This window comes from Litorimonas taeanensis (assembly GCF_003634015.1).
Taxonomy (GTDB): domain Bacteria; phylum Pseudomonadota; class Alphaproteobacteria; order Caulobacterales; family Maricaulaceae; genus Litorimonas; species Litorimonas taeanensis.
This window is the reverse complement of the sequence record NZ_RBII01000002.1, coordinates 429,602-441,812: the sequence shown is the minus strand read 5'-3', so window position 1 is coordinate 441,812 and position 12,211 is coordinate 429,602. Positions and strand designations below refer to the sequence as shown.

At 48.7% G+C, this 12,211-nt stretch carries 11 protein-coding genes; 2 read left to right on the top strand and 9 right to left on the bottom strand.

What is annotated here, in order from left to right; all coding sequences use genetic code 11:
- Window positions 1–48: 48 nt before the first annotated feature.
- From gspM to gspE, 9 genes are read right to left on the bottom strand one after another with little or no spacing between them, the layout of a single operon-like run.
- Entirely contained in the window at window positions 49–531 is a 483-nt protein-coding gene (gene gspM / locus DES40_RS10010) for a type II secretion system protein GspM (RefSeq protein ID WP_121101541.1), read from the bottom strand.
- Entirely contained in the window at window positions 531–1,610 is a 1,080-nt protein-coding gene (gene gspL, locus DES40_RS10005) for a type II secretion system protein GspL (RefSeq protein WP_121101538.1), read from the bottom strand. The genes gspM and gspL overlap by 1 nt, the downstream gene beginning before the upstream one ends.
- A 2-nt stretch (window positions 1,611–1,612) precedes the next feature.
- Window positions 1,613–2,716, bottom strand: a complete 1,104-nt coding sequence (gene gspK / locus DES40_RS10000; RefSeq protein ID WP_121101535.1) for a type II secretion system minor pseudopilin GspK — start codon at window positions 2,714–2,716, stop codon at window positions 1,613–1,615.
- The gene (gene gspJ, locus DES40_RS09995; protein WP_121101532.1) at window positions 2,713–3,333 is read right to left on the bottom strand and encodes a type II secretion system minor pseudopilin GspJ; all 621 of its coding nucleotides are present in this window, start codon (window positions 3,331–3,333) and stop codon (window positions 2,713–2,715) included. Before gspJ ends, gspK begins: the two co-directional genes overlap by 4 nt.
- Window positions 3,330–3,737, bottom strand: coding sequence for a type II secretion system minor pseudopilin GspI (gene gspI / locus DES40_RS09990; protein ID WP_121101529.1), 408 nt, complete (start codon window positions 3,735–3,737; stop codon window positions 3,330–3,332). Before gspI ends, gspJ begins: the two co-directional genes overlap by 4 nt.
- Window positions 3,734–4,228 carry a prepilin-type N-terminal cleavage/methylation domain-containing protein gene (locus DES40_RS09985; protein ID WP_121101526.1) on the bottom strand — a complete coding sequence of 165 codons (495 nt, stop codon included), beginning with the start codon at window positions 4,226–4,228 and terminating at the stop codon, window positions 3,734–3,736. Before DES40_RS09985 ends, gspI begins: the two co-directional genes overlap by 4 nt.
- A gap of 23 nt (window positions 4,229–4,251) precedes the next feature.
- A complete protein-coding gene (gene gspG / locus DES40_RS09980) occupies window positions 4,252–4,707 on the bottom strand; it encodes a type II secretion system major pseudopilin GspG (RefSeq protein ID WP_121101523.1) in 456 nt (151 codons plus the stop codon).
- 9 nt (window positions 4,708–4,716) lie between these two features.
- A complete protein-coding gene (gene gspF, locus DES40_RS09975; RefSeq protein ID WP_121101520.1) occupies window positions 4,717–5,937 on the bottom strand; it encodes a type II secretion system inner membrane protein GspF in 1,221 nt (406 codons plus the stop codon).
- A 3-nt stretch (window positions 5,938–5,940) separates the two neighbouring features.
- Window positions 5,941–7,431, bottom strand: coding sequence for a type II secretion system ATPase GspE (gspE, locus tag DES40_RS09970; RefSeq protein WP_121101517.1), 1,491 nt, complete (start codon window positions 7,429–7,431; stop codon window positions 5,941–5,943).
- A gap of 189 nt (window positions 7,432–7,620) precedes the next feature.
- Here gspE and DES40_RS09965 point away from each other — a divergent pair, with 189 nt between their 5' ends.
- A complete protein-coding gene (locus DES40_RS09965) occupies window positions 7,621–8,514 on the top strand; it encodes an ABC transporter ATP-binding protein (RefSeq protein WP_121101514.1) in 894 nt (297 codons plus the stop codon).
- Window positions 8,514–12,173 (top strand): hypothetical protein, encoded by a 3,660-nt coding sequence (locus DES40_RS09960; protein WP_121101511.1) that lies wholly within the window; start codon window positions 8,514–8,516, stop codon window positions 12,171–12,173. Before DES40_RS09965 ends, DES40_RS09960 begins: the two co-directional genes overlap by 1 nt.
- The last annotated feature ends 38 nt before the right edge of the window (window positions 12,174–12,211 follow it).

Genomic DNA, 12,211 nt, shown 5'->3' with positions numbered 1-12,211 from the left:
AGGCGCGCCCTAAGTTCAGGTGCACTCTAAGTTAAGGCGCACCCTAAGTTATGGTGTAAGGGTAAAGGTCAATTGGGCATTTAAACTTTGATTAGCGCCAGCTGTGATAGAGGCGCGGGCTAGGATAGCGCCATTTTGCGTAATAATATCATTTAATAACCCATAGAGCGCGAGTGTATCTTTGGTGTCGATCCAGACCGAAAGATTGTTATTTCCATCAGGCTGAATGCGTGACGGTTTCAATCCGCGCTTCCTTGCCGCGTCAATGAAAACGGCTTGGGTAAATTGCGGCCCCGATAAGGTTGTTGGCGCCGATAATTGCGGGAGAGCGCGGGCCACGGCGACATAATCACGCTCTGCGGTAATCAAGGCGGATTGGGCGTCTGAACGGGCGTTAGAAATTGGCGTTAGAATAAATTGCCATAAAACAAAGAGGCCTAATAAAACCCCCATAACAGCTAACAAAACCTGCTCACGCGGTTCACGATCGCGCCATAGATTGACTAGGGAAGTTTGAACTGTGTCGAACATTATGATGCGCCCCCTCGCTTTAACACCGCTTCTCCGATGAAGCGTCCGCTTTGTTCTCTTACGCCGCCTGGGGTAAAGGCTCCGCCTGCTTTTTGCATTGCACGGCTGACCTCTTCTGCGCGTTCATAGCTTGGATAAATTAGGCGGAGTTGTAATTCATCTCGGCTGTTTTGATAGGTAACGCGTTCGATACGCACGTCATTGAATTCCTCCAAAGCGCGAAAGGCTATATCACTCAGCATAAGGAAGTTGGTGGGCGCTAGCCCTCCAGCTTTATTGGCTTGTGCGACGGCGCGCACTGGGTTTGACGGTGCTGGCTTGCCAGTGACTTTGGCATATAAGGCGGCAGTTTCACCTCGTACATTCACAGCTTGGGCGTTCACGGCGCGGGCTTGCATACCTTCATAGAAAAGAAACGCTAGGCCTAGACAAGCGGCCAAAGCCCCAAGACGTAACCATGTTTTTGTCTGGCCGCTAAATTGGCTTTTTGGCGCATAGTCACCTTGTAACAGATTAGTCGTCTGAGACAGGTTCTTTCCAATAATGGCAAATAAGCTGGGCTTATCCAGTTGCGAGGCAGCGCTCTTATACCAATCAGGATCTAAGGCATGGCCGGTCACGCCGGGAATTACAATGCGGTCTGAGAGGTCAATTGCCTCTAACCCGCTTTGGGCAAGCGCATCGTAATCTGCAGCGAGATGTTTGAGGCTTAACCCTGATTTAGAAGCCCAACTCGCGGCCTGCTCTATATAGCTCCGCTCCATAATGGATACAGTTTGTGGCTCGCCGTCCCGCAATGCCAGATGTAAGTTATCTAAAGGAGAGGAAATATTATCTTCGAGCGAAAACAAGACGGCGCTGAGGCGATCACGCCGGTTCATTTTTGGAATTTCGTGAACAAAGCTCTGAACGTCTTGCCCCGCTATAATTGCGACGGCGGGGAGATTCATCAGTGCCAGTTTACTGAGATTTGTCATCTCGCACTGGCCTGTTTCGATTACAGACTCGCCGTCCCAATGCCCCCAATGCAGCGCCGACTCAGAATTGACCGGTAGAATAAGAATAAGACTGTCCCGCATTATTAATTCTCTTCCGTATTCGTGGTTTGCCCCAGTGAGGCGGCTTCTAAAATATTGGGGTCAAGATTAGGCCTGAAACTTTCCCGGCCCCACCCGCGATATGTCAGAAGGAGGGTGTTATTGTCCAGCCCTGTAAAGTTAAAGCTCCGTGAGCGTTGCACCTTTCGATAAGCGAGGGAGAGTTCAACCCAAAGGGCTGGCGGGGTGAAAACAATAATATCTTCAGCCCAAAGGTCAGAGTCGATTGCGTCTTCTTTGTCATCGCCAAAAGCCGCGAGCGCAGGGCTTTCAGATAAGGTCGCAAAATCTCCATACCCTTGCGGCGGCCGTTCTTGTAAAATTTGCAGAGCAAGAGCCAATTGTTCCTGACCGCCTAAATAGGTAGCCAGTAATGGGGCCTGCCAAGGCTGCGCAGAATCAACATTAAAGGGGCTGATCTCATGGGGCGGCCCGATACAGACCCAAGGGCGCAGAGTTTCATATATTTCCGCTGTAATGCCTTCGATGGCTCGAAGTTCCATAACCGATGCCAGCCCTGTATTGGCCGTTAAAATGGGAGGTGTTCGGCGTAGATAATCCCCGTCTTCTGCACCGCCGGGTTGGGTTTGATTATCGCTATCAATCCAATCTATGACACGTGCGCTGATAACGGTTGATTGAATGGGGGGGATGCCTAGAATTTCCATCAGTTGAATGAATTGATTGGCGGCAACCGTATTCACGCTTTCATTTTCGGCTGACGTTAAACTGTTAAGATTGAAACAATGCGATCCGTCACGAATATCTAATTGCATAGCGCCGCCTTCAAGCGGTAAAATTAAGGGGTTCATAGAGGTCAAAACTTGGTTTCTATTTTCTGCTTCAATATTGAGTAATGATGCCCCCAAAACATCACCGACATAATCTTCTGCGCCGCGCACATACCAATCGGCTTGGGCGTAGTCATTTACATTGGCTGTTCGCTTTAAGGCCAGCCGAACATCATCCATTAATGCCACAGCGAGGGCCGCCATTATCGCCATAATTAAAAGGGTGGTGAGCAAGACGGCGCCTGATTCAGAATCGGCAGTATCTTGTGAATCAATATGTTTCCGGCGCAGGATCATAACCGTAACTCAAAGATATGATCTGTGGTCGCATTCTTATCGTCGGTCAGGCGGAACCTTATAACACCGGGAATTGGGGCTGTATTATCCACTGGAATAGCGAGGCGCGTGATGGGGATAAGGTCGCTTGCGAGGAATTCCACTTCCACGGTTTCAAGGTTTTCGAACAAAACCGTTTCTCTGGGTTCAGCCGTTACATTGGGATTCGCGGAACTCCAGCTTTGGCGGATGAGCTTGTTGTCTTCGAATATATATTCAACACGCTCTGCATCGCCTCGAGGTTCAAGACCACCGGGGTTTTCACGGCCGAGCCGGGTAAAGCTAATTAAGGCATCCGTATCTGTGGTCAGGACGTAAGGCTCGAAACTGCCTAGAATGTCACGGCGTTTACGCGCCGATAGCCGTTCAAAATCGGCACGAATTATAGCGCGAGAGGCTTGGATTTGCGTCAAGGCATCCATGCCTTGGTTGACCCGATCTCTCATAGAAAGGCTACTACCCATAGCGGTCATCGTCCCGACAGAGACTAATGAGAAAACAAAGAGGCTGACAAGCATTTCAATCAGAGTGAAGCCTGCCTGATTATGACCTGCCTGATTATAACGAATGGCTCTCATGAGGCTTCAGCTGTGATAAAGGCGCGCCGTTCAATTAAAATCTGAGGGCTGTTCACGGCGTTAACGGTGACGACAAGCTCGAAGAAATTTGGAACATCTGTATCTTTTCGGATGACGCGGTAGTCAAAAGCGCGTCCGCCTGCTTCGGCTTCACCGCTGAGGGTCAGTGAACTTTGTGGCCCCGTTCTTAACCTAGCGAGCGCCAACTGGTTATCAGCAATGATAGAGGCATAGGTTTTTTGTTCTAATTGAGTCAAAGTCGCAACGGTTTGAGTGCCCGCCTGCGTCAGCCCTAAAATGGCTACAGAAAATATCACAAGGCTCACAAGGACTTCAACAAGGGTGAAGCCTTTGTCTTTGCCTGTGGGGTTTGTAATCGCGCTTTGATTTAAGGGGGGCGTCATTCGGTTTTCACCATAACAACGCGGCCATCGCCTTTTGATTGCAATTCAAACCGCGCCCGTGGCCCCGATAGATCAAGGATGAAGGGCGTACTGATTTGAGTGGGTTCAAACAAGATCTGGGGGCTAATCTCTTCAGGCACCTTTGTTTTAGTGTCGTTGCGCCGCAAAGCAATTTTGACGTTTTCTGTCCAATCCATTGTGGCTACGCTTGTGAAGCGCTCTCCATCATAACGATAGAGGGAGTACCCTTTTTCGGAAACGCCAAAAGCTTGGATCTCTCCGCTAATTAATCCGTTTTGTGATAACGCATTTAATTGCCGTGTTAATGTTTCGGCCTGTGTCTGCGTGGCTGTTTTCGGGGAAGGCAAATTAAACGCCACGATGCCCGATATAAGACCAATAATGACCAAGACAGCCAGAATTTCAACCAGCGTAAAACCCGATTCTTTATCGGTTTTTGTCAAAGTTTCGGATTTCGTTTGGCGCCGCATAAATGTCTTGGACGGGAAATACGCTATTGTACCCAATTCGTAATGTCTTTGGCTGTCCCTTCGCCTCCGGGTTCGCCGTCAGAGCCATAAGAGAAAACATCCACGACACCATATTCTCCGGGATAACGATACCCATAGTCATTTCCCCAAGGATCTTTTTCTAAGACTTTGATATATCCACCTGGGCGATAACGGGCTTCATCAGCGCCTGAAGGACGTGTTTTGAGCGCGCTGAGTCCGGCTGTTTGTTCAGGGTAATCAAACATGTCTAAACGATATTGCTCTAGGGCAAGCTCGAATTGCTTGATATCGCCTTGGGCTTTTTGGACAAGGGCTTTATCTTGTACAGGCAAGACATTCATCACAACAACAGTCGTCAGTAACCCAATAATTACAAGGGTCACCATGACCTCAACAAGTGTGAAGCCTGCTTCGTTGTCATTTTCTTTCTGTTCGATTTTGGGGGCAGTGATTGACATTGGCATCTCCTAAAAGGCGGCCGTGTTTAATTGTAAGATAGGCAAGAAAATAGCGGCTACGATGAGCAATACAACACCCGCTAGCAGAATGATAATGAGAGGCTCTAAGAGCGTGAGAAACACAGAGCTTTTGGCTTCAAATTCATTTTCAAGATAATCAGCCGACCGAGAAAACATCTCACCTGTATCGCCACTGGCTTCTCCGCCTGAGACCATATGGGTGACAAGCCGCGGGAACACATTTGTTTTTTCCATCGCCCGGCTTATGGGGGCCCCTTCGCGCACACGGGCTGCGGCCTCAATTATGGCTTCACGCATGACGGAATTTTTTAAGGTGTGACGAGAGGTTTCAAGCGCTGTTAAAGCCGGCGTGCCGGCGCTAATCAATCCCGCCATTGTTCGCGAAAATCGCGCCGCATTTAAATCACGGCTGATGGCGCCCAGTAGCGGTAGCTTTAATATCCAACTATCCCAGATGTAACGTGGTTTAGGCCGGGCGAGAATGAACTTCATCGCGATTATAAAAACGGTGAAAAGCCCTGCGGCCAAAAGGCCATATTTTTTAAAGGCTTCTGATAAGGCTATTGTGAACTTGGTAAGGCTAGGCAGTTCCTGTCCGAAACTATCAAATTGGGTGACCACTTTAGGGACAATGAAAACCATCATCAGAGTGATAACGCCAATCGCAACGCAGCTAAGGACGATGGGGTATATAGTGGCGCCCAATATTTTACGCCGAATAGCCTGCGCCGCTTCGAGGTCATCGGCGAGCCTTTCTAAAACAGAGGCGAGACGACCTGACGTTTCTCCAGATGCCACCATAGCCACGTAAAGGTCGTCAAAAGCTTGGGGTTGACTACGCAAAGCATCTGAGAGCTTTAACCCCTCCATGACTTGTGATCGCACGGATAATAAGACATCCCGCATTGGAGAGCCTTCAAATTGCATGCCTGTAACGCGCAAGGCATCTTCGACGGGTGTGGAGGCATTTATCAGTATCGCCAGTTGCCGCGTTGCGCGCGTAAGGTCTTTTAATTTCACACGGCCTGAGAGGCGGTTGTTAGAGGCATCTGAGGTTTTAGCAGATTTCTTACGGCTTCGGTTCAGATCAATAGGCGTAAGTGCGCGAGACCTGAGCATATCCCGTGCATCACGCGAAGAGCTAGCCATAACGGTGCCGCGATGGCGCGTGCCTTTTGCATCAATGGCGGCGTAATCATAAGCCTCCATTGTCTATATACTCTCTGCCGTTTTGGCTTTGCAGACACGGAGAACTTCTTCGGGGGTGGTTTGCCCAGCTAGAACGGCTTGCGCTCCACTTTGCAATAAGGTCTCGCGTTTGTTAAAGGCATGAGCCGTCATGTCTGCTTCTGAGGCTCCGTCATGAATCATGGCGCGTAATGTGTCGTCCATAACAACCATTTCATAAAGGCCTAGGCGTCCGCGGAAGCCAATGTCTTGGCACTCAGAGCAACCTTTTGCAGCGTAAATCGTGGTTGGCTTGTTTGGCAGTCCGAGTTCTTCTAGTTCAGCCGTTGTTGCCTGATGCGGGACTTTGCAATTGGGGCAGAGTTCTCGGACAAGGCGCTGTGCAACCAAGGCCGTTATGGTGCTGGCCAATAAAAACGGCTCAACCCCCATGTCACGAAGCCGTGCAATCGCGGCGATAGCAGAATTTGTATGGACGGTTGATAAAACAAGATGCCCTGTCAAAGAGGCCTGCACCGCGATTTCTGCTGTTTCAGGGTCGCGAATTTCCCCCACCATCACAACGTCAGGATCTTGGCGCAAAATTGCGCGAAGTCCTGCGGCGAAGCTCATACCAATCGAGCTGTTGACCTGCGTTTGTCCAATGCCGTCCAGCGCATATTCTACGGGGTCTTCAACCGTGAGGATATTACGTGACCCGTCATTTAAATCCGAAAGCGCTCCGTAGAGTGTCGTTGTCTTACCAGAACCTGTTGGGCCCGTCACAAGGATAATGCCATTTGGCCTTGCGAGTGCAGAGGCAAAGGCAGACAGCATAGGCGCGTCCATACCCAGTTCGGGTAAGGCTAAGCGTGTGCTGTCTTTTTCCAATATCCGCATCACAAGGCGTTCACCATGGCGCGAAGGCAGGGTGGATACCCTGACGTCAATCGCGCGTTGACCCAAATTCAATGAGAACCGTCCATCTTGCGGGACACGTTTCTGGGCAATGTCGAGCTGTGCCATAACTTTGACACGGCTCACCAAGACGGCGGCAAGGCGCGCGGGTAGGCTGAGCCGTTCTTGCAGCGTGCCATCAATCCGAAAGCGAACCGAAAGGCGCTGTTCATAGGGCTCTATATGAATATCCGAAGCCCGCGCCCGGATCGCTTCTTGTAAAATCCCATTGATAAGGCGGATGACAGGGGCGTCATCAGAATTATCAAGCAGGTCAGATGTTTTAGGGAGCCCATCCGCCAAAGCCGAAAGGTCTTCGCCGCCAATGGCGTCTTCAGAGGCGCTCGATAAATCACTTTGTGCATAGGCTTTTGAAAGCGCGGCCTCAAATACAGAGGGGCTGACCTCTTGTTTAGCCAAAGGGTGCCCCACGGCGCGCCTTGCCTCTAATAGCGCCTCAAGGCTGGCTTGTGGGCGGTGGAGAATAAGGGGCAAGCCTTCATCATCCGCAACGACTAAGACGCCTTGCAAACGCGCGAAGCTATAAGTCAGTCTAGGTAATGTCGCGATTTCAGTCATAGAGCTTTCGTATTAAACTGTTTTTCGGGAAAAGCGATTTAAGTTTTTGTGATGGTACAGCTTAGGGTGTCTAATATAGGGCGTATAGACTCAGATTTATCGTTAAACGGAATATATTGTTGTTTTTCGATATGAAATCACTTAGTCTTTTCAGAGTTCATACAATAATTTTCGCTTACAGGTCCGATTATGCTTTCAATTCGTGCGATTAATAAACGCTTCGGTGATGTTCACGCCTTGAACAATGTCAGTTTGGACCTGAAGCCGGGCTTATTTGGTCTGCTAGGGCCGAATGGCGCTGGCAAGTCGACCTTGATGCGGACTCTGGCGACACTGCAAAAGCCTGATGAAGGGACAATCACTTATAATGGCGTCAATATCGTGGATAATCCTGACGTCATGCGCTCCACGCTCGGCTATTTGCCGCAAGATTTTGGGGTTTACCCCCGCATGAGTGCCTTGGCCCTCTTAGATCACATTGCGATATTAAAAGGGATTACGAATAAAAAAGCGCGTGAAGAACAAATTATGGCCCTGCTTGAAAATGTGAACTTGATTACACATCGCACGGCTTCTGTTGCGACCTATTCTGGCGGCATGCGTCAGCGTTTCGGTGTGGCGCAAGCCTTGCTCGGAAATCCAAAGGTTTTAATCGTAGATGAACCGACCGCTGGGCTAGACCCGTTTGAGCGTCAACGCTTTCTCGATTTATTATCCGAAGCAGGCGAAAATAAAATTATCCTGCTCTCGACACATATTGTCGAAGATGTCCGCGATCTCTGCCCTGATATGGCAATTATGGGGAAGGGCCAGATTATCGCCCGCGGCGCCCCCGAAAGCCTGATCGACAAAATTCGGGGTAAGGTCTGGCGTAAGACAATAGAAAAATCTGAATTAGACGCGATCAAAGACGCGCATAAATTCCTCAATTCCCGTTATTTAATGGGCGGTGTTGTCGTTTCTATATTGTCTGAAAGCTCTCCTGGGGCGGAATGGGAAAAAGGTGAGGAAACGCTGGAGGATGGTTACTTCGCGTATTTGAACGGCCATGTTGTTGACACTCCTGCTCTAAGAGCTGTCTAATGTTTACCCAGCTTTTAAAATTTGAACTGTCATTGCAAATGCGGCAAGCGGGCTTTTGGATAGCCCTCGCCGCTATGCTCATTATGGGGTTTTTATTTTCCTCTTTTGATTTTTTAGTGTTGTCGACCGAAGGCGGAGCAAAGATTAAAAATAATGGGGCTATTCCGCTTGCGGGGACAGTGTCCTTCATCAGTATTTTCAGCATGTTTTTCGGTGCCGTATTCGCAGTTGCGGGCGTGATGCGTGACGATAATCATAAAATGCTAGAGCTCGTCCATTCGACGCCTATAAAAACGTGGGAGATGATATCGACGCGAATGATGGGGGTGTTTAACGCCACGGTATTGTGCCTTATGGCCATGGTCGTCGGGATGATGATGGGAGGGTTTGCCCCTTGGGTTGACGATGAAACCTTTGGGCCTTTTCGAATCCTCTATTACCTGCATCCCACATTTATTTTTATTTTCGTAAATTCATTATTCGTTGCAGGCTTTTACACATCTATAGCCGTCTTCACGCGCAGCAAAATGTTAGTGTATGTTTCCGTTGTCGGGCTCTTAGCATTTTACCTATCAGCAGGTTTGGTCACATCAAATGCTCCAGAATGGCTTTCATCTTTACTGGATCCCTTTGGTACGACGGCTCTTGCCAATGAAGTTCAGTTCTGGCCAGCGGCGGAGCAAAATACACGCTTAACGCCTGTTTTAGGATATGTCGGTTGGAATAGATTGGCGTGGGGCGGCTTAGGGCTTGGACTCTTTATTGCGTCTTACTTCTTTTCATCACGCGGCATTGTATCGCGCAAAACTAAATCACATAAAGACGATTATGTCCCCACGGGTAAGCTTGAGCTTCTCCCTATTGAGCCACGTTTTGGTCTGATGCCAGATCTCGCAAGCTTTTGGAAACGTTTCAAATTTGAATATGCGACGACAATAAAAAGCACCGCTTTCCTTATTCTTATCGGGATTGCCATCGTTATTTTTGGCGTGGCATTGGCGGCGAGTATTTATATCACTCCCCAAAAACAACTCTTCACGTCAATGCGCATGGTTGATTTAGCCTTAGGGAGCTTATTCCTGCCCATGATTATTGTTATGGTGTTTTTCGGCGGGGAAATCATGTGGCGCGACCGCGTCGCCGGCATGCATAAAATATTAGATGCGACACCTGTTCGTGACTGGGTGTTATTGGCGGCAAAATGGTTATCTCTCGTGGCGGCGGTGTTTACTGTCATGGCCGCTGGAACCGTGGCCAGTATGATTGTTCAGCTTGGCTTGACCAAAGGTGAGGTGCCGATGGTGGGCTCTACATTTTTCCGCATTGGTTTATTCAGTTTTGGCTTGTTATTTACCTTCCAAACTCTGTTTGCCATGTTCGTTCAAAATTTCGCGCCTAATCGCATTTTTGGTATGTTTGCCGCAGCAGGTGCGCTTGTCTTTGTCCTATTTGTCTTGCCGCAATTTCCATTTTTCCATCCTATGATGGCATATGGCGCTGTTGGGCCCGGTAATTATTCAGAAATGGCCGGTTTCTCCAGCGTTTTACGGGCGACTTGGTTTGGTCTTTATTGGGCGGGGTTAATTCTCTTTTTGGCGGTTATATCCATATGGATATGGCGCAGAGGATTGCAGGCTGGCTTGCTATTGCGATTAAAGGGACTGTTTAAACGCGTTACGCCTATCACGGGCGTCGTCGCAGGGCTGGCCTTAGCGGTATTCATCGGTTCTGGCGTGCATATTTACGGCGCCTATAAAAACGGTGAATTCCGAAATCAAAAAGCGCAAGAGAAGCGTGCCGTAGCTTATGAGAAACTTCTAAAGCCTTTACTCGAAGCCAAAGAGCCCTTGCCGAAAATCATAGCCGTTGAAGCGGATGTGCAGTTTTACCCCAGTCAGCAAGAAGCGATTGTAAAAGGTCAATACGTCTTAGAAAACAAAACAGGAAAGCCCATTACGCGCCTCTTTATCTCGCCTCCTACAGGGCACGAAGAAGATGTTCTTGAGCTTACATTATCTGGCGCACGCTATGATACAGACTCGCAATTGTCTCAGGATTTAGCCCAGTATGACAGGCGAGTTTATATCTTTGATACGCCCTTAGCGGCCGGCGATACAGCCACACTGAATTTTGAAACTTTCTTTCATGCGCCGCGCTTAGGTGACGGGTCTATTATTCGAAAGAACGGGACCTTCGTCAATAATTTCAGCACCATGCCGCAAATCGGATTATCGGATGCAGGCTTTTTGACTAATCCTGATAAACGCCGAAAATACGAACTAGGAGAGCGTAAGAAAGCGGCCAAACGTACGGATGGGGCAGCGCGCCAACGCAACCTGTTTGGCGCTGCGGCGGATTATGTTGATTTTAAAGCACAAGTTTGCACGGATGCGGGGCAAATTCCCATTGCTCCTGGGAAATTTGAGGGGGAGACAATTGAAGGCGATAGAGTGTGTAGGCGCTATGAGGCGATAAACCCTATATTGAATTTCTTCTCTTTCTTATCTGCCGATTATCAAGTGGCCGAAGATGTATGGGAAAATCCAAACGGAGAAGATGTCGAGTTGAAAATCTATTTCAACGAGGGTCATGATTATAATGTTGATCTAATCCTACAGGCCATGAAGGACGCATTTGATACCTATACGGTGACTTATGGGCCATACCAATATGCGCAATTGCGCGTCATGGAATTCCCTTATCAGAGCTTTGCGCAGGCCTTTGCAGGGACAGTGCCTTTTTCTGAAAACATTGGCTTCACAATGGACCCAGGTGATCCTGATGATAATAAAGACATCGATTTCGCGACTTATGTAACGCTTCATGAAATCGGACATCAATGGTTCGCGCATCAGGTCGTACCAGCAGATACTTTGGGTTCGAGTTTTGTTTCAGAGGGCCTTACTGAGAATGCTTCCATCGTCGCTTACCGCAATAAATTTGGCTATCAAAAAATGCGGCGCATGCTTGAAACGCGTTCCATTGAAGGCGTAGCGGGTTATCTTATTGGCCGTACAGCCGAACGCGATAATGAGCCGCCTTTGGCAAAAAGCGAAGGCCAACAATATTTACACTATGCGAAAGCGAGTTGGGTCTTTTGGGGGCTTGGCTATATGATTGGCGAGGATACGCTCCAAGGGGCCATGCGTAAATTGGTTGAGGATTACGGCGGCACTGGGGCGCCATATGTCACTTCGCTTGATGTTGTGGCATATCTGAAAGCGGCGGCCGGGCCAGATTATGAGCAGCTAATTGATGATTATTTTGAACGTATTACGTTTTGGGATCTGAAATTTAGAGAGGAAGATATACAAGTCCAAGCCGAAGGCGAAGGCTATAGAGTTACGCTGCCTCTATATGTTGATAAGAAGATAGCCTCTGAAGAAGATGGCGAGGAAACGTCTGTCACAGAGATAGATGGAGAGGTCTTGAATGAGTGGTTGGAGATTGGTTTTTATACCGAAGATCCCAAAGATAAGCTGGGCGATGACTGGATGGCACTGGAGCGAATTCGCGTAAGTGAAAAAGAAAGCACAGTGAGTTTCTTGGTGCCAGAGAAGCCTACACATGTTCTGCTGGATCCGCGGCGTTTACTAATAGAAAGAAACGTAAAGGATAATGTGAAGTCGCCTCGCTCGAAATTGGTGTCTGCTGAATAAGGTCTCAGAATAAAAGAAATAACAGACTGAATGCAGTA